This window comes from Streptomyces sp. CCM_MD2014 (genome assembly GCF_000772045.1).
Taxonomy (GTDB): Bacteria; Actinomycetota; Actinomycetes; order Streptomycetales; family Streptomycetaceae; genus Streptomyces; species Streptomyces salinarius.
Genome location: NZ_CP009754.1, coordinates 3,377,280 through 3,398,160 on the forward strand (window position 1 = coordinate 3,377,280; position 20,881 = coordinate 3,398,160).

16 protein-coding genes are annotated in these 20,881 nt (G+C 71.9%); 2 read left to right on the forward strand and 14 right to left on the reverse strand.

Features of this window, described 5'->3' with window-relative positions; genetic code table 11:
- Positions 1-9: 9 nt before the first annotated feature.
- The 11 genes from NI25_RS14595 to NI25_RS14645 form a co-directional block, all read right to left on the reverse strand.
- Positions 10-402: a cytidine deaminase gene (locus NI25_RS14595; protein ID WP_061442880.1), complete on the reverse strand. Its 393-nt coding sequence runs from the start codon at positions 400-402 to the stop codon at positions 10-12.
- A complete protein-coding gene (locus NI25_RS14600) occupies positions 399-1,673 on the reverse strand; it encodes an ABC transporter permease (RefSeq protein WP_061442881.1) in 1,275 nt (424 codons plus the stop codon). Before NI25_RS14600 ends, NI25_RS14595 begins: the two co-directional genes overlap by 4 nt.
- Positions 1,670-2,794, reverse strand: coding sequence for an ABC transporter permease (locus NI25_RS14605; RefSeq protein WP_061442882.1), 1,125 nt, complete (start codon positions 2,792-2,794; stop codon positions 1,670-1,672). Before NI25_RS14605 ends, NI25_RS14600 begins: the two co-directional genes overlap by 4 nt.
- Positions 2,794-4,416: an ABC transporter ATP-binding protein gene (locus NI25_RS14610; RefSeq protein WP_061442883.1), complete on the reverse strand. Its 1,623-nt coding sequence runs from the start codon at positions 4,414-4,416 to the stop codon at positions 2,794-2,796. The genes NI25_RS14605 and NI25_RS14610 overlap by 1 nt, the downstream gene beginning before the upstream one ends.
- A 245-nt stretch (positions 4,417-4,661) precedes the next feature.
- On the reverse strand, positions 4,662-5,708 hold the full coding sequence (locus NI25_RS14615) for a BMP family lipoprotein (protein WP_061442884.1): 1,047 nt from the start codon (positions 5,706-5,708) through the stop codon (positions 4,662-4,664).
- Positions 5,709-6,018: 310 nt separating this feature from the next.
- Positions 6,019-7,062 carry a BMP family lipoprotein gene (locus NI25_RS14620; RefSeq protein ID WP_061442885.1) on the reverse strand — a complete coding sequence of 348 codons (1,044 nt, stop codon included), beginning with the start codon at positions 7,060-7,062 and terminating at the stop codon, positions 6,019-6,021.
- A gap of 158 nt (positions 7,063-7,220) precedes the next feature.
- Positions 7,221-8,459: a M20 family metallopeptidase gene (locus NI25_RS14625; protein WP_061442886.1), complete on the reverse strand. Its 1,239-nt coding sequence runs from the start codon at positions 8,457-8,459 to the stop codon at positions 7,221-7,223.
- Between the two features lie 647 nt (positions 8,460-9,106).
- Complete coding sequence (locus NI25_RS14630; RefSeq protein WP_061442887.1) at positions 9,107-10,177, reverse strand: hypothetical protein; 1,071 nt, start codon at positions 10,175-10,177, stop codon at positions 9,107-9,109.
- A 43-nt stretch (positions 10,178-10,220) separates the two neighbouring features.
- Positions 10,221-11,159 carry an N-acetylneuraminate synthase family protein gene (locus NI25_RS14635; RefSeq protein WP_061442888.1) on the reverse strand — a complete coding sequence of 313 codons (939 nt, stop codon included), beginning with the start codon at positions 11,157-11,159 and terminating at the stop codon, positions 10,221-10,223.
- Positions 11,160-11,172: 13 nt separating this feature from the next.
- Positions 11,173-12,453, reverse strand: a complete 1,281-nt coding sequence (locus NI25_RS14640; protein WP_061442889.1) for an N-acylneuraminate cytidylyltransferase — start codon at positions 12,451-12,453, stop codon at positions 11,173-11,175.
- Between the two features lie 50 nt (positions 12,454-12,503).
- Positions 12,504-13,829: a DUF6716 putative glycosyltransferase gene (locus tag NI25_RS14645; protein WP_061442890.1), complete on the reverse strand. Its 1,326-nt coding sequence runs from the start codon at positions 13,827-13,829 to the stop codon at positions 12,504-12,506.
- A 198-nt stretch (positions 13,830-14,027) separates the two neighbouring features.
- Here NI25_RS14645 and NI25_RS14650 point away from each other — a divergent pair, with 198 nt between their 5' ends.
- Both NI25_RS14650 and NI25_RS14655 read left to right on the forward strand, forming a co-directional pair.
- Entirely contained in the window at positions 14,028-15,008 is a 981-nt protein-coding gene (locus NI25_RS14650) for a glycosyltransferase family 2 protein (protein ID WP_061442891.1), read from the forward strand.
- Positions 15,005-16,339: a polysialyltransferase family glycosyltransferase gene (locus NI25_RS14655; protein WP_061442892.1), complete on the forward strand. Its 1,335-nt coding sequence runs from the start codon at positions 15,005-15,007 to the stop codon at positions 16,337-16,339. The genes NI25_RS14650 and NI25_RS14655 overlap by 4 nt, the downstream gene beginning before the upstream one ends.
- An 18-nt stretch (positions 16,340-16,357) precedes the next feature.
- Here NI25_RS14655 and NI25_RS14660 read toward each other — a convergent pair whose 3' ends face one another.
- From NI25_RS14660 to NI25_RS14670, 3 genes are read right to left on the reverse strand one after another with little or no spacing between them, the layout of a single operon-like run.
- Positions 16,358-16,807, reverse strand: coding sequence for a GtrA family protein (locus NI25_RS14660; protein WP_061442893.1), 450 nt, complete (start codon positions 16,805-16,807; stop codon positions 16,358-16,360).
- Complete coding sequence (locus NI25_RS14665; RefSeq protein WP_061442894.1) at positions 16,807-17,772, reverse strand: glycosyltransferase family 2 protein; 966 nt, start codon at positions 17,770-17,772, stop codon at positions 16,807-16,809. Before NI25_RS14665 ends, NI25_RS14660 begins: the two co-directional genes overlap by 1 nt.
- Before the next feature lie 19 nt (positions 17,773-17,791).
- Entirely contained in the window at positions 17,792-20,677 is a 2,886-nt protein-coding gene (locus tag NI25_RS14670; RefSeq protein WP_061442895.1) for a YfhO family protein, read from the reverse strand.
- Between the last annotated feature and the right edge of the window lie 204 nt (positions 20,678-20,881).

Here is a 20,881-nt window from a genome sequence, read left to right on the forward strand (position 1 = left end):
CGCGAGTTGCTACTTGGTGAGGTGGTCGGGGCCGAAGGCCTGCGGGAGCATCCGGGACAGGGGCAGGATCCCCTCCGGAGTCTCGAGGAGCAGCTCCGGGCCGCCGAACTCGTACAGGAGCTGCCGGCAGCGGCCGCAGGGGACGAGGACGTCGCCCGCGCCGTCGACGCAGACGAAGTGCGTCAGCCGGCCGCCGCCGGTCAGCTGCAGCTGGGAGACGAGCCCGCACTCGGCGCACAGGCCGATGCCGTAACTGGCGTTCTCCACGTTGCAGCCGGTGACGGTGCGGCCGTCGTCGACCAGGGCGGCGGCGCCCACGGCGTACCCGGAGTAGGGGGCGTAGGCACGGGCCATCGCCTCCCGTGCCGTCGTGCGCAGCGCGCCCCAGTCGACGTCGGTCATTTGCCCTGTCCCTTCCGATACTGCATGCCGTCCGCCTTGGGCATCCGCAGCCGTTGCGCGGACAGGGCGAGGACGACGAGGGTGACGACGTACGGCGTGGCGGAGACGACCTGGTTGGGGACCTCGTTGGTGCCGGCGTACCAGGCGAAGACCAGGGCGCCGACGACGAAGGTGATCGCGGCCTTGACGTACTTCTTGCGGATCGCCAGCCAGATGGCGCCGGCGACCAGCAGCAGCGCGCCGAGCAGCAGCAGGGCGTGCACGTTGGCGGAGCCGCCGCGCAGGTTGAGGCTGTCGGTGTAGCCGAAGAGGCCGGCGCCGATGGCGAGGCCGCCCGGCATCCAGTTGCCGAAGATCATCGCGGCGAGGCCGATGTAGCCGCGGCCGCTGGTCTGCCCCTCCAGGTAGAAGGGGTTGGCCACGATGGACAGGAAGACGCCGCCGAGGCCGGCCAGGCCGCCGGAGATGATCACGGCGAGGTACTTGTACTTGTAGACGTTGACGCCGAGGGACTCGGCCGCGATCGGGTTCTCGCCGCAGGAGCGCAGGCGCAGGCCGAACGGGGTGCGCCACAGGATCCACCAGGTGGCGGGGATCAGGGCGACCGCGAGCAGGGTGAGCCAGGAGACGTCGGTGACCAGGCCGCCGAGCAGCCCCGCGATGTCCGAGACGAAGAACCAGTGCTGGTCGTTGAGGCTCTCCAGCCAGTCCGACAGCCCCGGGATCGAGAAGTGGCCGAGGGAGTCGACCGGCGGGGACTGCTTGGCCGAGCCGCCCTGGTGGCCCTCGAAGGCGAGCGGCGCGAGGTAGCGGGTGGCGCCGAGGGCGAGGATGTTGATGGCCACGCCGGAGACGATGTGGTTGACGTTGAAGGTGATCGTCACGATGGCGTGCAGCAGGCCGCCGAGGCAGCCGCCGACGATGCCGACGAGCACGCCGGTCCACGGACCCCACTGGAAGCCGGCCCAGGCACCGAACCAGGTGCCGAGGATCATCATGCCCTCGAGGCCGATGTTGACGACGCCCGCCCGCTCGGCCCACAGACCGCCGAGACCGGCGAGGCCGATCGGTACGGCGAGCTGGAGCGCGGTGGACATCTGGCTGACGTTGGTGATGCCGTTGGCGCCGGTGATCAGGCGCACGATCGAGGTCAGCGCCAGGGCTCCGGCGATGACCAGGAGCAGCACGGGCCACGACATCCGGCGGCCGGTGCGTGGTGCGTGCTCCAGCGAGGGCTGGTTGACGTCGGTCGCTGTGGTCGGAGCGGTCATCGGCCGGCCACCTCCTTCTTCGGGTTGTCGGTGGCGCCGAGGACGTGACCGGCGGCCAGCTCCGCGCCGACGCGGCGCTGCTGGCGGCGCAGGCCCCACTCACGGACGGCCTCGTAGGAGACGACGACCGAGAGGACGATCAGGCCCTGCATGATGACCGCGATCTCCTTGTCGAAGCCGTGGTAGTCGAGCTCGGGCGAGGCCTTGTCGAGCCAGGCCCACAGCAGGGCGGCGAAGGCGATGCCGACCGGGCTGTTGCGGCCGAGGAGGGCGATGCCGATGCCGAGGAAGCCGACCCCGGTGGGGAAGTTGAGGCTGTAGGTGTGGGTGTCGCCCATCAGGATGGGCAGGCCCGCGAGACCGGCGAGGCCGCCGGAGATGAGCATCGCGGTGAGCACCATGCGCTTGGGGTCGACGCCGCTGGCCGCCGCGGCGGACTCGGAGGCACCGGAGGCGCGCAGGTCGAAGCCGAAGCGGGTGCGGTTGAGGACGACCCAGTAGCCGACGCCGAGGAGCGCGGCGAGGATCACCAGGCCGTAGATCTCGCCGGCCGCGCCCATGTCGATGCCGGGGATCCAGCCGGACTCGTGCATCTCGCCGGTGGTGCTGTTGTTGCCGACCTTGACGCCGAAGACGTCCGGCTTCCACATGTAGACGATGAGCGAGGTGGCGATCGCGTTGAGCATGATCGTCGCGACGACCTCGCTGACCCCGCGGGTGACCTTGAGGACACCGGCGATGCCGGACCAGAAGGCGCCGGTGAGGACGGCGGTCAGGAGCAGCAGCGGGACCTGGAGGAACGCCGGCAGGTTCGCGTGGGCACCGACGACGGCGGCCATGAAGGCACCGAGCTGGTACTGGCCGTCGACGCCGATGTTGAACAGGTTCATCCGGAAGCCGATGGCCACCGCGAGGGCCGCGATGTAGTACAGCGAGGCCTGGTTGACGATCAGGACCTGGATGTCGGAGAACCCGGCCTGCTCGAGCATGAGGGCGAACGGTTCGACCGGGTTCTTGCCCGAGGCGATCAGGACGATCGCGCTGAGCACGAAGGCCACGGCGAGCGCGATGACCGGTCCGGCCACCGCGAGGAGCACGCGCTCCTTGTCGAACTTCTTCATCAGCGGGCCTCGTCTTCCGGAGACTCGGGGGACGCGGGCGGCGCGGGGGGCGCCGCGGACTTCGGGGAGCCGGTCGCGCCCTCGGGGTTCTCAGGGGGCGCGGGGTTCTCTTCGTCTTCCAGGTGACCGGAGGCGGCGCCGGTCATCGCCGAGCCGAGCGCCTCGGGGGTGATGGTGGCCGGGTCGGCGTCCGCGACCAGCTTGCCGTCGTAGATCACGCGGAGGGTGTCGGACAGGCCGATCAGCTCGTCCAGGTCGGCGGAGATCAGCAGCACGGCCAGGCCCTCGCGGCGGGCCTCGCGGATGTGGTCCCAGATCGCGGCCTGTGCGCCGACGTCCACGCCGCGGGTGGGGTGGGCGGCGATGAGGAAGCGCGGGTTGTGGCTCATCTCGCGGCCGACGATCAGCTTCTGCTGGTTGCCGCCGGACAGGGAGGCGGCGGTGACGTCGATGCCGGGGGTGCGCACGTCGTACGTCTCGACGATGCGGCGGGTGTCCTGCTGGGCGCTCTTCAGGTCCAGCCAGACGCCCTTGTTGTTGGGCTTCTCGGTGACGTGGCCGAGGATGCGGTTCTCCCAGAGGGGGGCTTCCAGGAGCAGGCCGTGGCGGTGGCGGTCCTCGGGGATGTAGCCGACGCCCTGTTCGCGGCGCTTGCGGGTGGGCAGCGCGGTGATGTCCTGGTCGAGGAAGCGGATGGTGCCGGAGTCGGCGTGGCGCAGGCCGATGAGCGCGTCGACCAGCTCGGTCTGGCCGTTGCCCTCGACACCGGCGATGCCCAGCACTTCACCGGCGTGGATGGTGAAGGAGATGTCGTCGAGGAGGGCCTTGCCGCTCGGGGCGGCCAGACGCAGCGCGTCGACGGTGAGGACCGGGCGGTCGGTGACCGTGGACTCGGCCGTCTCGGGGGTGGGCAGTTCGCTGCCGACCATCAGCTCGGCGAGCTGGCGGGGCGTGGTCTCGGCGGGGACGGCCGTGCCGACGGTGGTGCCGCGGCGGATGACGGTGATCTCGTCGGCGACCGAGAGGACCTCGCCCAGCTTGTGGGAGATGAAGATGACCGAGAGGCCCTCGGCCTTCAGCTCGCGCAGGTTGTCGAAGAGGGCGTCCACCTCCTGCGGCACCAGAACGGCCGTGGGCTCGTCGAGGATCAGCGTGCGGGCTCCGCGGTAGAGGACCTTGAGGATCTCCACGCGCTGCCGGGCGGCGACCCCGAGCTCCTCGACCAGGACGTCGGGGTGCACACCGAGGCCGTAGCGGTCGGAGAGTTCCTTGATCTTGCGGCGGGCCTTGGCGCCGATGCCGTACAGCTTCTCGCTGCCGAGGACCACGTTCTCCAGGACCGTGAGGTTGTCGGCGAGCATGAAGTGCTGGTGGACCATGCCGATGCCGCGCACGATGGCGTCGGCGGGCGAGGAGAAGGAGACCTTCTCGCCGTCGACCGCGATGGTGCCCTCGTCCGGCTTCTGCATGCCGTAGAGGATCTTCATCAGCGTCGACTTGCCGGCGCCGTTCTCGCCGACGAGGGCGTGGACGGTGCCCTTGCGGACGGTGAGGTGGATGTCGTGGTTGGCCACGACTCCGGGGAAACGCTTGGTGATTCCGGCGAGTTCGACGGCGGTCACCGGTTCGTTGACCTTGACCGCCGCTCCGGCCGGAGGGCTGCTGGACGCGTTGATGGCGCACTCTCCTGGGGACGGGGGCCGTCTACGCGCGTAGCGCCCCTACGGCATCTAAAAGCGGCGGCGGCGCATCGACGCGACGGGGTACGGGGAGGGCGCCTTCCGGGCCGCTCTTCCCGTACCCCGCCGCGCGGCGCAACCGGCGCGGTTACACGCTGTTCGAGGTGTTGCAGGTGCTACTCAGCCGTTCAGCTGCTCTTGACCTTGATCTCGCCGCTGATGATCTTCTCCTTGGCCGTCTTGATGGCTGCCTGGAGCTCGGCGTCGTCCGCGAACTTCGGGTTGGAGTCCGAGAGACCGACCTCGCCGGACTTCAGATCGCCCCGAACGATACCGGTCTCCGGCTTGCCGTCCTCGACCGACTTCGCGAGGCTGTAGACCGCCTTGGCGACGTCCTTGGTGGCCGACGTCAGGATGAAGTCCTTGTACTTGGCGAGGGCTTCCTGCTTGTACTGGTCGGAGTCGACGCCGATCGCCCAGACCTTGTTGGCGGCGGCGGCCTCGATCACGCCCTGGCCGGAGAGACCGGCCGCCGCGTACACGACGTCGGCCTTCTTCTCGATCTGGCCCTCGGCGGCGGTCTTGCCCTTGTCGGGGCTGGAGAAGCCGCCCTCCTCCGCGGTCTGCGTCAGGTACTGCGAGATGACCTTGACCTTGGGGTTGGTGTCCTTGACGCCCTGCTCGTAACCGGCCTGGAACTTGTGGATCAGCGGGACGTTCACACCGCCCACGAAGCCGACCGTGTTGGTCTTGGTGGACTTGGCGGCGGCGACACCGGCCAGGTAGGACGCCTCCTGCTCGTTGAAGACCAGGTCCGCGACGTTGTCCGCCTCGATGGTGGCGTCGTCCACGATGCCGAAGGTGGTGTCCGGGTACTTCTCCGCCACGTTCTTCATGGCGTTGGCGTACGCGTAGCCGATGCCGACGACCGGGTTGTAGCCCTGCTTCGCCAGCGAGGAGAGCCGCTGCTCCTTGTCGGCGTCGGTCTCGCCGTCGGTGGGCTCGACGTCGGCCGTCTCGTAGCCGAACTCCTTCTTGGCCTTCTCCAGACCGGCGTACGCGGCGTCGTTGAAGGACTGGTCGCCCTTGCCGCCGACGTCGTACGCGATGGCGAGGCCCTTGTCCCCCTTGGACTCCGAACCGGAGTCGGTCGAGGTACCACCGCAGGCGGCGAGGGCGAGGGCCAGGGAGGCGGTCGCTGCGCCTGCGACCGTGATCCGGGAAATCCGGCGCATGTCTGGTGCTCCTGTCGTACAAGCGCCGGGGACGGTTCGGCTGCGGCGCTGGCTTTCGCCGCAGATTAACGCGCGTAGACCTGCCTGAAAACCCCTTCTGTCCACCTTGTTATCCGGCCGTGAGCAAGGCGGCCCGAATGGGGGTACCGGGCTTGCCGGACGCAAACAAGGGGTGGCGGAGGGTGACGCCCGGGCCTCGGAGGCGCGGCATGCGCAGGGGGGCGCGCGGGCTCCGGCGCCGCCGGCACGCCGAAGCGGACGGGCACCCGGAAGGCGCCCGTCCGCTTCGTCGGGTCCTGTGCCGTCGCGACTACTCCGCGGCGACCTTGATGGAGCCGTCGACGATGCCCGCCTTGGCCTTCTCCACGGCCTCCTTGGCGCCCGAGACCTCGGCGAACTTCGGGTTGCTGTCGGACAGGCCCACGCCGTCGGACTTCAGGTCGAAGGTGTGGGTGCCGGAGAGCGGCTTGCCGTCCTCGACGGACTTGGCCAGGGCGAAGACCGCGCCCTCGATGTCCTTGAGGGCGGAGGTCAGGATGGAGTCCTTGTAGGCCGCGAGGGCCTCCTGCTTGTACTGGTCGGAGTCGACGCCGATCGCCCAGATCTTGGCCTTGGCGGCGGCCTCGATCACGCCCTGCCCGGAGAGACCGGCCGCCGCGTACACGACGTCGGCCTTCTTCTCGATCTGCCCCTCGGCGGCGGCCTTGCCCTTGTCGGGGCTGGAGAAGCCGCCCTCCTCCGCGGTCTGCGTCAGGTACTGCGAGATGACCTTGATCTTCGGGTCGGTGTCCTTGACGCCCTGCTCGTAACCGGCCTGGAACTTGTGGATCAGCGGGACGTTCACACCGCCCACGAAGCCGACGGTCTTGGTCTTGGTGGCCTTGGCGGCGGCGACACCGGCCAGGTAGGACGCCTCGTTCTCGGCGAAGACGAGGGAGGCCACGTTCTTGCCCTCGACCACGGAGTCGACGATGCCGAAGGTGGTGTCCGGGTACTTGGCGGCGACGGCCTTCATCGCCGGGCCGTAGGCGAAGCCGACGCCGATCACGGGGTTGTAGCCCTGCTTGGCCAGGGAGGTCAGGCGCTGCTCCTTGTCGGCGTCGGTCTCGCCGTCGGTGGGCTCGATGTCGGCGGTCTTGTAGCCGAACTCCTTCTTGGCCTTCTCCAGACCGGCGTACGCGGCGTCGTTGAAGGACTGGTCGCCCTTGCCGCCGACGTCGTACGCGATGGCGAGGCCCTTGTCGTCACCGCCGCCGTCGCCGCTGCCGCCGCTGGTGCCGCCGCAGGCCGTGGCCGCGAGTGCGAGCGACGCGACCCCCACCGCGACGCGGATCAGTCTTGATGTCCGACGCATCTGAAGTTCCCCATTCTCCAAAGCCCCGCAGCGGGCGCTCGGTTCGGCGCACATTAACGCGCGTAGAAACTCCTGGGAACGGGGTTGCGCGGCGCCGTTATCCATTCGTGCCGCTGGCCGGACGACGGCGCCGTGACGGCCTCACGGCCGCCGCGCGGCTACTGCACCGCGTCGATGAGCGCCGCCGCGGTGAACATCTCCACGCCGACCGTGATGGCGTGCTCGTCCACGTCGAAGTCGCCCTGGTGGAGGTCGCGGATCGTGCGCTCGCCGGGCGGGCGGACGCCGAGGCGGGCCATGGCGCCGGGCACGTGTTCCAGGTACCAGGAGAAGTCCTCGCCGCCGAGGCTCTGCTCGGTGCCCTCGACGGCGTCGGTGCCGCGCCGGGCGACCATGGCGGCCTGGAGCAGCTCGGTGCTGGTGACCTCGTTGACGACCGGGGGGACGCCGCGGACGTAGGTGATCTCGGACTTGGCCCGGTACAGGTTCGCGATCTCGTCGATGGCGCCCATCACCAGGTCCGGTGCCTGCCGCCAGGCGTCGAGGTCGAGGCAGCGCACGGTGCCGGCGAGTTCGGCGTGCTGCGGGATGACGTTCGGCGCGTGACCGGACTCGATGCGTCCCCAGGTCAGGGCGAGCCCGCTGCGGCTGTCCACGCGCCGGGCGACGAGCGCGGGCACGTCGGTGGCCACGCGGGCGGCGGCGGTGACCAGGTCGGTGGTGAGGTGCGGGCGGGCGGTGTGGCCGCCGGGGCCGTTCAGGGCGATTTCCATGCGGTCGCAGGCGGAGGTGATGGGACCGACCCTCAGCCCGATCTTCCCGGCGTCCACCCTGGGGTCGCAGTGCACGGCCAGGATGCGGCGCACCCCGTCGAGCGCGCCGCCCTCGATGGCGTCGGCGGCACCGCCGGGCAGCACCTCCTCGGCGGGCTGGAAGACCAGCCGTACGGGGCGGGGCAGCAGGCCCTGCTCGTGCAGGGCGGCGAGCACGAGCCCGGTGCCCAGGACGACGGTGGTGTGCACGTCGTGGCCGCAGGCGTGGGCGCGGTCGGGCACCTGCGAACGGTACGCGCACTCGCTCTTCGTGTCCGGGATGGGCAGCGCGTCGATGTCGGCCCGCAGGGCGAGCATGCGCGGCCCGCCGGACCACTGTCCCGACGGGGTGCCGGTGCCGATGTCGCAGACGAGCCCGGTGCCGATGGGCAGCACACGCGGCTTGAGGCCGGCCCGCTCCAGCCGTTCCTTGATCGCGGCGGTGGTGCGGAACTCCTGGTTGCCCAGCTCGGGGTGCATGTGCAGGTCGCGGCGGAAGGCCACGAGCTCCGCGCGCAGCGCGTCCGGCAGGGTGCCGGGCAGCACGGCTTCGCCGGAAGTACCGGCCTCGGACTCTGGGGACATCAACACGTTCACCCTTTGCAGCGTAGGGCGCCCGAGCGGCCGGTGGACCCACGATCAACAAAAATTCAGCCCGTTAGGGGAAGAAACGTCGGCCGCCCTACGCATAGCCACTGTCTCGCCTGGGTAAAATCCTCCGCCTTTCGGGCCGGGTCGATCATGGGAGATCCACCGGAATCGGCACACACCGCCCGGTGGCATCCGTTCGGTGTACAGGTACCACGCAACGACCTCCCCACGCGCCACCCGGTCGTGAGGGCGCTCGGCAACGAAGGACCCGTGAAGCCTGCGCGGTTCCCGCAGTGATCACGCCCGCCGATCCCTGGAACGATGCGACCACGGCACAACACGTCCACGGCACAAGGTGGTTGACTCCGCGCGACCGACGAGACCGACTCGCGCGACGCTCGCTCTGTCCGCCGGCGCCCTCGCACCTGCCCTGCTGCTCTCCACGCCCTCCTTCGCCGCCGACGCGGCGCCGGTGGCGTCGGACGCGGGCTCCCGCTACGACGGGACGGACGTCGACGACCCGCGCGTGGCCATCGGATCCTCGCCGGCCCCGGTACCAGCGACGCCCTGCGCGCGGCGGCGAGCGCGGGATCTTGCCGGGGTCGCGGGGCCCGGCACGGCGCAGGCCCGTCCGGCTCAGCTCACGGCGCGCCGCCCGCCACCGCCGGCAGCCGGTGCACGTCCCGCGCGGAGCCCGTGACTCCGTTCAGGAAGCCGCGGGCCCGCGGTGAGGCCGATTCGGTGAGCCAGGCGGGGTCGATGTCGCAGACGGCGACGCGGACCTCGGTGCCGGCGAGGGCCAGCGGCAGGGTGTGGACGACGGTGGAGGGGAAGCTGAGGACGGTACGGCCGATGGGGCCGCGGCGGGCGATCAGCTCCAGGGGGAGGTCGGGGCGGACGATCTGCAGGCCGGTCTCCACGGACAGCCGGTGCAGCTTCTCGGCGCTCTCGCGGCGGTGGGCGAAGTAGCGGGCCGCGCCGTGGGTCTTCGCCAGGGCGTGTACGGCGGCCACGTAGCGGTCGGCGTCGACGACGCCGGTCTCCACCAGGGACGTGCCGACCATGTCCGCGCCCTTGGTGACGCGGGGCGGGCCGAAGCGGTCCCGGGTCCAGGCGAAGTCGTTCGCGGTGACGGTGACCCCTTCGGGGACGTCCGCCATGGGCATGGAGGAGAAGACCGAGACCTGCCGGTCGGGGGTCGGGGTGAGGCGGTGGCGGGCGGACCGGGAGACGGGGGCGAAGAGCAGGTCGCGCGGGCCGGGGCGGCTGCCCTTGCGGTGCCAGCGCACCAGCCGTTCGCCGTGGGCCAGCTGGGTGACGAACTCCATGGTGGCCGTGCCGTCGTCGACGACGACGAGGTCGTGGGCGCGGGTGATGGTGAGGAGCAGTTGCACGTAGCGGGAGAAGGGGTCGCCCAGCACGATCCGCTCCGCCTGCCGCAGCAGGGTCGTCAGGCCGCCGATCGTGCGGAAGGGTGCCGTGGCGCCGCCGCGTGCCTCCTCCCAGCGGATGTCGTGGCCCTCCTTGCGGGCCAGCTCCGCCATGCGGCGCAGCTGGCCGCGGGTCATCGGGTCGACGGGCGAGAGGACCACGAGGGTGAGCTCCGCGCCGGGTGCGCGGGTGTGCGCCCACTCCAGCACGTTCAGCAGTTGTACCGGGCTCTCGACGAAGGCGAGAGTGCGGGGGCCGGCGTTCCCGGCGCGGGGGCTCATCGGTGGGGGACCGTCCCGTGGTGAGTGACTCGGTGGCCGGCGGTCAGACGGTGACGGGCTCGCCCGCGGCGGCGGCGATCTCGGCCTCGGCGACGACGCCGGGGACGCGGCGCAGCTTCTTCATCGGGCCCAGCTCGGAGTCGTAGACCTTCTTGACGCCGTCGCCGAGGGAGGCCTCGATGGTGCGGATGTCGCGGACCAGACGGGTCAGGCCCTGCGGCTCGACGGAGGCGGCCTGGTCGGAGCCCCACATGGCGCGGTCGAGGGTGATGTGGCGCTCGACGAAGGTGGCGCCGAGGGCGACGGCGGCCAGCGTGGTCTGCAGGCCGGTCTCGTGGCCGGAGTAGCCGATCGGGACGTTCGGGTACTCCTGCTGGAGGGTGTTGATGACCCGGAGGTTCAGCTCCTCGGCCTGCGCCGGGTAGGTGGAGGTGGCGTGGCACATGAGGATGTTGTCGCTGCCCAGGACCTCGACCGCGTGGCGGATCTGCTTCGGCGTCGACATGCCGGTGGACAGGATGACCGTCCGGCCGGTGGCGCGCAGGGCGCGCAGCAGCTCGTCGTCGGTGAGCGAGGCGGAGGCGACCTTGTGGGCGGGGACGTCGAACTTCTCCAGGAAGGCGACGGCCTCGGTGTCCCACGGGGAGGCGAACCAGTCGATGTTCTTGGTCTTGCAGTAGTCGTCGATCTGCCGGTACTCGTCCTCGCCGAACTCCACGCGGTGGCGGTAGTCGATGTACGTCATCCGGCCCCAGGGGGTGTCCCGCTCGATGTCCCACTGGTCGCGGGGGGTGCAGATCTCCGGGGTGCGCTTCTGGAACTTGACGGCGTCGCAGCCCGCCTCGGCGGCCACGTCGATCAGCTTGAAGGCGTTGTCGAGGTCGCCGTTGTGGTTGATGCCGATCTCGCCGGTGATGTAGACGGGGCGGCCGGGGCCGGCCTCGCGCGTACCGAAGGTGCGGATGCGGGAGTTGGTGCTCATGGCAGGGGGTTCCTTACTTGGACTGGGTGAGCGTGGGGGTTTCGAGGGAGGTGTCGAGGGGGTCGAGGGCGTCCAGTGACGGGCCCAGGAGCCAGGTCGCGATCTCCCGTACGGCGCCTTCGCCGCCGGGGACGGTGGTGACCGCGCGGGCCGCGCCGCGTACGGCGTCGTGGGCGCTCGCGACCGCCACGGGCCAGCCGACGAGGGCGAAGCACGGGAGGTCGTTGACGTCGTTGCCGACGTAGAGCACGCGGTCGGGCGCGATGCCCTGTTCCTCGCACCACTGCTTGAGGGCGAGGTCCTTGCGGTCGATGCCGTGCAGCACGGGCAGCTTGAGCTTGCGTGCGCGGGCGGCGACGACCGGGTTCACCTCCGTGGACAGGATCAGCATCGTCAGGCCGCTGCGGCGCAGGGCGGCGATGCCGAGTCCGTCGCCGCGGTGCACGGAGACGAACTCCCGTCCGTCGGAGTCGATCAGCACCCGGTCGTCGGTCTGGGTGCCGTCGAAGTCGAGGACCACGGCGTCGATGTCGGCCGCCGTGGGAAGGGCGCCGGGCCGGGCCGCGTCGAAGAGCGGCGCGAGGGCGCGGGCGCGGGCCAGGTCGTGCGGGTCGTCGATCTCCAGGACGCGGGCCGGGTCGGTGCGGACCAGTTCGGTGCGGCCGAAGAAGCGGTGCCGGTGCTCGCGGAAGCCGGGGGCGGCCATGGCGTAGGCGGCGCCGGTCTCCAGCAGGTCCTGGGGGCGGTCCTGGCGGCGGGGGCGGTGAGCCTTGTCGTGGTTGACGCCGTGACCGCCGTCGGTCCCGTCCGGCTCGTCGCTGCCGTCCCGCCAGACGAAGCCGTGGAAGGGGGCGACGGTGACGGCCGTGTCCGCACCGCCCCCGGCGACCGCGCCGGCCACCCCGTCGACGTCCTCGCGGACCAGGAACGGGCTGGTGCACTGGACGAGCAGGACCACGTCGACGGCGGCGCCGTGCAGGGCCTCGTGGGCGTCCATCGCGTGCAGTACGGCGGCCTCGGAGGTGGCCGTGTCCCCGGCGATGGCGGCGGGCCGCAGGACGACCTCGGCGCCGGCCTCGCGGGCCGCGGCGGCGATGGCGTGGTCGTCGGTGGAGACGACGACGTCCGTCACGAGACGGGCGGCCCGGCATTCGCGCACCGCGCGGACCACCAGGGGGACGCCGCCGACGGCGGCGAGGTTCTTCGCGGGCACTCCCTTGGAGCCGCCGCGCGCGGGGATCACGGCGAGCACCCGGCGCACCGAAGCGCCGTGGCCCGCTGGGCGGTTGGACATGGGGTCTGCTCCTTGCGCAGGTGTCGGGGCGGTTCCCCGTATCGGGCCGGTCACAGCTCCCCCATCCGCCGGATCACCGGGGCGACGCGCTGGACGCCGTGCCGGTACGCGCCGCGGGCCGCGCGGCGCACGACCTGGCGGACGGGCCCGGGGGGCCGGTCGGCGGCCGGGGCGCCGGGCAGCGGCGTGCCGTCGGGGGCGAGGTGGTGGCGGGCGAGGATGCCGGGGAGGTAGCCGGGGGCGGTGGCCGGTGTGTAGTAGGGGGCGAGGGGCGGCAGTTCGGCGGGCCGGGCGAGGAGGGCGGCGATGCGCTTCCTGGCCTCGTCGAAGGCGGTGTCGTAGCCGCCGTCCGCCGCCACGCCCTGCCGGGCGACCCACTCGGGGTCGGGCACCGGGCGGTGCCCCGCGTCGAGCTGGTCCCAGGAGGCGAGGCAGCCGGAGCCCACGAAGTGGTGGTTGCCGAGCGCCTCGCGGACCCCCAGGTCGGTCAGGACGACCGTGGGGATACGGCGGTGCAGGGATTCGAGGGCCGCCGTGGAGCTGACGGTGACCAGCAGGTCGGTGCGGTCGAGGACGTCGCCCATGTGCCCGTAGACCAGGCGGAAGTTGGGCGGCGGGTCGGCCCGCTGCACCAGCTTCTGGTAGGGCAGCTCCTCGATGTGCGTGGTGTGCTCGCCGGGCTTGGAGCGCAGCTTGAGCAGCACCTCGCGCCCGGGGTGCAGGCGGGCGTGCCGGATCAGGCGGTCCAGCAGGTACGTACGGTCCTTGCGGCTGTCCGGCACGGAGGGCTGCGCCGCGAAGACGACCGTGTACGGGTCGCGCTCGCCGGCGTAGGCGGCTCCGCCGAGGAAGGGCAGGGCGACCTCGGTCACCGCGGCGGGATCGGCGCCGACCCCCTCGTACACGGCGCGGAAACGTTCGGCGTCCTGGCGGGAGTTGGCGAGGACGAGGTCGGCGCCGTGGCGCAGCAGCAGGCCGTCGGCGAGCTTCTCGTAGACGACGCCGACGTAGCCGGTGACGACCACGGGCCGCTCGGCGCGGTCCCGCCAGACGTGGCCGAGTCCGTGCAGCATGGCCTGGACGCCGCCGCCGACCAGGGCGAGGACCAGGACGTCGTAGGGCTCCTCGCCCGGCGCTCCGTCCATGGCGCGCAGGAACTCGAGGGCGGTCACCTCGCGGAGCGAGTCCGCACCGACGCCGACCTCCCGCAGCTGGCGGGCGGTGGGGGTGGCGCGGCCGCGCAGGAGGTATCCGTCGAGGTGGATCTCCGTGTCCCCGGGGCAGACGCGGCTCGCGGTGAGCGCGCCCCATTTCCACCGGGTGTCGGAGTCCGCCAGGACGGCGACTCGCAGGGCCTTCGTTGCACTTGCTGGCACGTCGTAGACGCTAAAAAGGCATTTCTAGGAACCGCCCAACCGGAATCCAACAAACGGTGAACAGCACATCGCCGAATGGCGAATCGAGCCGCCGGGAGAACCGGACAGTGCGCGCTTCACCGCTTCGCCACGCCTCGTTCACCGCGTGTCAAGGTTCAAGTAAAGCCCGGTGCCGGGCCGGCACCTAACGTCATTCACGTGCCAAAGCTCTCCGTCATCGTGCCGTTCTACAACGTGCGGCAATACGCTCCCGACACTCTGCGGAGTCTGCGCGCGAACGCGCGCGACGACTTCGAATTCATTCTCGTCGACGACTGCTCGTCCGACGGGACCGCGGACCTTCTCGCGCGGGCCGAGTCCGAGCTGCCGGGGGCGGTGCTGGTCCGACACGAGAAGAACGGCGGTCTGGCCACCGCCCGCAACACCGGCATCGACCGGGCGCGCGGCGAGTACCTGACGTTCCTGGACGGCGACGACTGGCTGGCCCCGGGCCACTACGAGCGGCTCGTCGCCGCCATCGAGGGGCTGGGCTGCGACTTCGTGCGCACCGACCACGTCCAGTGCACGGTACGGGCCCGGGTCGTGCACCGGGTGCCGCACGGCCGGCGAAACGTCGTCATGCGCCCGCGCGACGCGATACTCCCCGCCCACCGGTCGACCTCGGTCGACTACGCCTACGCGTGGGCCGGCGTCTACCACCGCCGGCTGGCCGAGCGGGGGCTGCTGCACTTCACCGACGGGCTGCGCACGGCCGAGGACCGGCCCTGGATCTGGAAGCTGCACCGGGAGGCGGAGTCCTTCGCGGTGACCGGGCTGCTCGGCGTCTTCTACCGGCGCGGGGTGGCGTCCTCGCTCACCCAGATCGGCGATGTCCGCCAGCTCGACTTCATCCGCGCCTTCGACGAGGTCGTCGCGGGGGCGGCCGGCGACGCCGACGCCGCGCGGCTGCTGCCGAAGGCCGTGCGCACGTACTGCGCGATCATCTCCCACCATCTCGGTTCCGTCGAAAGGTTCGAGCCTGCCGTGGCCCGCAAACTGAAGGCGATGAGCGCCGCCGCTCTGCGGCGGATGCCGCAGGACGCGCTCGACGAGGTGCTCGGCTCGATGGACACCGAGCGCGCCACGCTGCTGCGCCGGCTGCGCCGCCGTGCGGTGCCGGGTGCGGAGGTGGCGGCGTGAGCACGCAGATCTTCCTGGCGTCGACGCTGTACGGCACGGCCACGCTCGCCGCGGCCCTGGACGCGGGCTGTTTCCCCCCGGCCGACCGGCGGATCCTGCTGGTCTCCAACAACGCGGCGACGCCCGAGACGACGCCCGCCCTGGACGAGATGCCCGGGTTCGAGCGGCTGCGGCCGCGCTTCGACGAGGTGCTGTCCTGGAACGAGACGATCTTCCCCTTCCATCCCGGCGGCTGGCAGCCGCGGGTGGAGGACGCGCCCCTGTGGGAGCGGCATCTGCGGCTGCTGTGGAACCTGGGCGAGGACGACGTGTCGCTCGCCGTGGAGTCGATCCAGGTGCACCCCGCGCTCGGCGTGGCGCAGATCTTCACCGACGCGCCCCTGACGGTGTACGCCGACGGTCTGATGAGTTACGGCCCCACCCGCAACAAGCTCGACCCGCTGGTCGGCACCCGCGTGGAACGGCTGCTCCACCTCGACCTGGTCCCGGGGCTGGCGCCCCTGCTGCTGACCGAGTTCGACGTCCCCGCTCAGGTCGTGCCGACCCCGGCGTTCACCAAGGTGCTGGCCGAGCTGGCGGACACGGACGCCGGGCTGCCCGGGGACGAGGGGGCGGCGCTGCTGCTCGGCCAGTACCTGTCGGCACTGGGCATCCTCTCCGCCGAGGAGGAGGAGGACCTGCACGTCCAGATGCTGACGGGCGCGGTCGGCCTCGGTCACTCCCGGGTGGTGTTCAAGCCGCATCCCACGGCCCCGGCCCGTTTCGCCCGCACCCTGGAGCAGGAGGCGGAGAAGCTCGGCGTCGAGCTGACCGTCCTCGACACGCCGGTCCTGGCGGAGGTGCTGTACGAGCGGACGCGCCCGGCGCTGGTCGTCGGCTGCTTCTCCACGGCCCTGCTGACCGCGTCCGCGCTGTACGGGCTGCCGGTCGCCCGGGTCGGCACGGAGACCCTGCTGGACCGGCTGACGCCGTACGAGAACAGCAACCGCGTCCCGGTCACCATCGTGGACGCGCTGCTGCCCGCGCCGGCCGACCGGGACGCCGTAGCCGAGGGACGGCGGGGCCTGGACACCGAGGCCCTCACCGCCCTGGTGCGGGCCGTCGGGTTCGCGATGCAGCCCAAGATCGTCCCCGAGCTGCGCCCGGCGGCCGAGGAGTACCTGCGGGGCAACCTGAACGCCCGCACCCGCCGGTACTTCAAGAAGCGGCGGCTGACGTCGCTGGGCCTGCCCGGCGGGGTTCCGGAGCGGCTGGCCTTCCTGCCGCGCAACGCCGCGGCCCGCAGGGTGGTGCGGCGGGCGCGGGCCATCCGGCGCTCGATCAAGCGGTGAGGTGAGGGCCGGTACCGGTCACCGGAGGGCGTCCGCCTCGGCGGACGCCCTCGTCGTTTCGGGCGCGGGCGCGCTGCCCGCGTTCGGCAGCATGATCCAGCGGGAGACCACGAAGGTCACCGGGATCGCCGCGGCGGAGGCCAGCAGGGGGGCGAACCGGCTGCCGGCCCGCAGCACGTCGACGATCACGTACACACCGACCGTGGTGATGACGAAGTTGGCGGCGTTCGTCAGCGGGAACAGCAGGAACTTCCGCCAGGTGGGCCGGGTCCGGTAGGTGAAGCGGGCGTTGAGGAAGAAGGACCCGACCATGCTGAGCAGGAACGCGAGGACGTGCGCGAGGAGATAGGGCAGGCGCGTGAGGAACAGCAGGTAGAGGCCGTAGTACATGCCGGTGTTGACGACGCCGACCACGGCGAAGACCGCGATCTGCCGCGCCATCGGGCGGGTCGTGGCGAGAGGGGGCATCAGCGGATGAGGTCCTTCGTCGCGGGCCTCGGCTCCCGTTCCACGTTGGTCGCCTTCACCAGGAAGTGCGGGCGTCCCTTGACCTCGTAGTAGATCCGTCCGGTGTACTCCCCGACGACGCCCAGCATGACCATCTGCACCCCCGCGAGCGCGGTGACGACGGTGATGATGGTGACGTAGCCGGGTGTCTCCACGCCGTTGACGAGGGCGGCGCCCACGATCCACGCCGTGTAGAGCCCGGCGCAGGTCAGCAGGGTCATACCGAGGTGGAGGGCGGCGCGCAGCGGCCGGTTGTTGAACGACAGCAGTCCGTCGAGGCCGTAGTTGAGCAGGGACTTCAGGGTCCAGGAGCTGCGGCCGTGCTCGCGTACGGCGTTCTCGTACTCGAAGGTGGTGCTGGGGAACCCGACCCACGCGAACAGGCCCTTGGAGAAGCGGTTGTACTCGGTCAGGGCCAGCACCGCGTCCACCACCCGCCGCGACAGCAGCCGGAAGTCACCGACGCCGTCGACGAGTTCGACGTCCACGAGCCGGTTGACCAGCCGGTAGTAGAGGCGGGCGGTGAGGGTGCGGGTGAACCGGTCGCCGCGCCGGCTGCGCCGGGCGAGGACCTGGTCGTAGCCCTGGCCGCGCAGCTCGACCATCTGCCCGATCAGCTCCGGCGGGTGCTGGAGGTCGGCGTCCATGACCACCACCGAGTCGCCGGAGGCGTGGCGCAGACCCGCGAGGAGGGCGGCCTCCTTGCCGAAGTTGCGGCTGAAGGAGACGTAGCGGACGCGCGGGTCGCGCTCGGCTAGCTGTTCCAGGAGGGTGAGCGTCCGGTCGCGGCTGCCGTCGTCGACGTAGACGAACTCCATGTCGTGGCCGAGCGGCAGCAGGTCGTCGGCGACCTTCTGCACGGCGGCGTGGAAGCGTTCGATGACGTCTTCCTCGTTGTAGCAGGGGGCGACGATCGATATCAGCATCAGGGTCTCCGGGGCGCGGTCAGAGGGCGCTGGTGGTGCGCTCGCGCGGGCGGGCGCCGGTGGCGCCGGCCGTGCGGAGCGCGGGGTGGTGTGCGGAGCGCCGTCGGCGGACGGCGGTGAGGGTGCCGAGCAGGACGAGGGTCAGGAGCGAGGCGCCCCCGACGGCCGCGCCCAGCCGCAGGCCGGGCGGGTGGAAGGTGCAGGTGACGCTGGTCGCGGAGCCGTCCAGGGGGACGGCGACGAGGCCGTAGTAGGTCTCGGCGGGCTTGGCCTCGGCCCCGTCGGCGGCGCACCGCCAGCCGGCGATGCGGGGGGCGGCGAGCACTGCGGTGCCCGTGCTGCCGGCCGGCAGCTGGGCGCGGACGGTGCCGTCGGAGACGGTCACCTCGTCGGCGCCCGTGGTCTTGAGCCGCTGGACGGCGGTGCGCAGCCGCGCGGTGTCCAGGCAGCCGACCGCTCCGTCCGGGACGGTGCCGGTCCGGGTGGGCGACAGCTCGATCCGCACCCGGCCCGACGCCGGGGCGGTGCCCAGCCGCTGCATCGCGGCGATCTTGGCGGCGTCGGAGGTGAAACGGCCGGTCAGCGGGCGGGCCGGGGTGTCGGTGAGGCGGGCGGTGCCGGAGAAGTGGGGTGCCCAGAGGTAGACCTCGCTGCCGGCCGGGCACCGGGCCGCGACCGACGGCCGGGAAGCGGCGGCCGTGCCGCGGGCGCCCTTCGCGCCGGAGTCCTTCCCGCGGGGCACCTCGATCACCGTGCTCGCCCGGTCGTCGGCCGTCCGTTCGGGCTGCTCGCCGTCGGCGGTGCGTACGGTCAGGGCGGGCACGGTGTAGACGTGGGTGCCCAGCAGCAGTTCCTGGTTGCGGTAGGGCGACGGGCCGAAGGCCGAGACGCCGGTGCGGGCGCCGGGCCCGGCGGCCGGACGGACGGTGACGAGTGGCGGTACGTCCTGCCGGGACACGGTCACCGGGGTGCTGTCGCGAGGGTTCCACTTCTGGTGCTGGTCCGGCGGGGAGTGCACCCGGGCGCCCACGGAGAAGATCGCGTCGGTGACGGCGTTGTCCAGGCTCTGCAGGTTCCGCCCGCGCGAGGTCCAGCCGCCGCCGAGGGCGGTGAGGGTACGGCTGAGGACGTCGGCGGTGAGGCTGCTGTAGTACTGGGCGCCCTGGCCGCCCACCGTCATCGGGTCGTTGCCCACGGTCTGTTCCCGGCCGGGGTCGGTGCGGTAGGCGGGCCAGCCGTCGGCCTCGGCCACGGCCTCCGACTGACTCCGCTGCCGGTCCCCCCAGGGCGCGTAGTCGTCCAGGTGGTCCAGGCGCAGCCGGGTGGCGGCGGCGGAGGTGGCGGCGGCCTCGCCGACCTGGGCACCGACCAGGAGAACGACGGCAAGCCCGACGAGCACGCCGCGCCTGCGCCCACCCGGCCCACCGCCCCCGGCGGCGATGTCCGTCCTGGTGCCGGGGTCGCTCCCCGGCACGGTGTCGCCCGTCCCGGCGGCGGAGCCGCTCCCCGTGCCCGCGGGATCTTCCCCTGCGGCGGAGCCGCTCCCGGCTGCGGCGGGCCCGTTCCCGGCGGCCTCGGAGCCCTCCCCTGCGCCGGGACGGTCCGCGGGCGCGGTGGACCGGGCCGCTTCCGTGTGGCGCAGCAGGAGCAGGCCGCCGAGGGCTCCGGTGACGGCCAGGAGCAGCACCGGCCAGGCGTAGGAGTGCACCAGGCCGCTGCGGCTCGCGACGGCGGCCGCGAGGGCGAGCAGCGCGGTGGCCGCGGCCAGCGCGCGCCGGGCGGGTACGCCGTACGACAGCGTGTGCCAGGCCGCGATCACCAGCAGCGCGCACAGCACGAACGTCTGGCGGTAGGGGCTGCCGTTGGGGGTGGCGAAGGCGTGCCAGGCGAGGTGGGTCGGCGTCCACTGCATCGAGAGCGCGACCGCGGCCACCAGCACGCTCCAGCCGGCGCGCACCCGCACGGGGGCGGCCCGGTGGAAGGGCAGGGCGAGGGCCAGCAGCAGCGCGGTCGTGCCGACGAAGAGCGCCGGGCTGCCGAACCCGTACGTCGTCGGCAGCAGCCGGGCCAGCACGTCCTCCGTCGCGACCGGCGAGAAGTGCGTGACCCGCCCCGGGTAGGCGTGCTTGGTGCCGAAGTAGACGACCGTGACCAGCGGGGCGGCCAGACCGACGCCCAGGGCGACGGTGGCGGTGGCCCGGCCGGCCACCGCCAGGGCCCGGCGCCGCGGGAGGCCGGAGAGCCACAGCCGGAGCAGCAGGAGGAGTCCGGCGCCGAGGGTGGCCATGTACGCGGTGTAGAAGTTGGCGATCCAGGCGAGCGCCACGATCAGCACGCCGGGCAGCCGGTGCCGTCCGGCGAGCGCCCATTCGCCGACCAGGCACAGCAGCGGCAGGGCGACGAGGCCGTCGAGCCACATCGGGTTGTAGGAGGCGTCGGCGAGCGACCAGCCGCACAGCGCGTACGCGGAGCCCAGCAGCCCCGCCGCCCACCAGCGGCCGGGGCGCAGCCGGAGCAGCAGCCAGGCCATGGCGGCGCCGGCGCAGGCGGTCTTCAGCACGGTGACCACGTAGACGGCGAGGTCGATCTCGTCCCTCGGGAACAGGGCCACGAGCAGGGCGAACGGGCTGCTCAGATACGTCCCGAGGTCGGGCAGGAAGCTGGACCCGAACCCGGACTGCCAGTTGACGAGCAGGCCGCCGTCGGCCCGGCCGTGCAGCAGGTCCCACAGGTGGGCGTGGAACGGCACGTACTGGTTGCCCAGATCGTTGACCGCGCGGGTGCGCGGGCCGAAGGGGTAGCTGCGCGCGACGGCGTCGGCCGCGCAGAACGCGGTGACGGTGATGGCCGCCGCGAGCAGCGCGGCTGCCGGTCGCGGTCTGCCGCGCAGGGTTGAGCGATTCATTCTCGGCGGGCCCCAAGCAAAATTCGTCGCGTTCAGCGCCTCGTACGGGGACGTCAACTCCCTGTGCGCTTGTCCGATCGATTAGACCGGGGGTATTCCCCCCTAGTTGTGCAATCGCCGGTGAACAGTGGACGAATGATTAATGACCGAATGCGCGCGAAGCCCACAGAAATGATCAATTCCAGGCGCACACCGACGCACCGG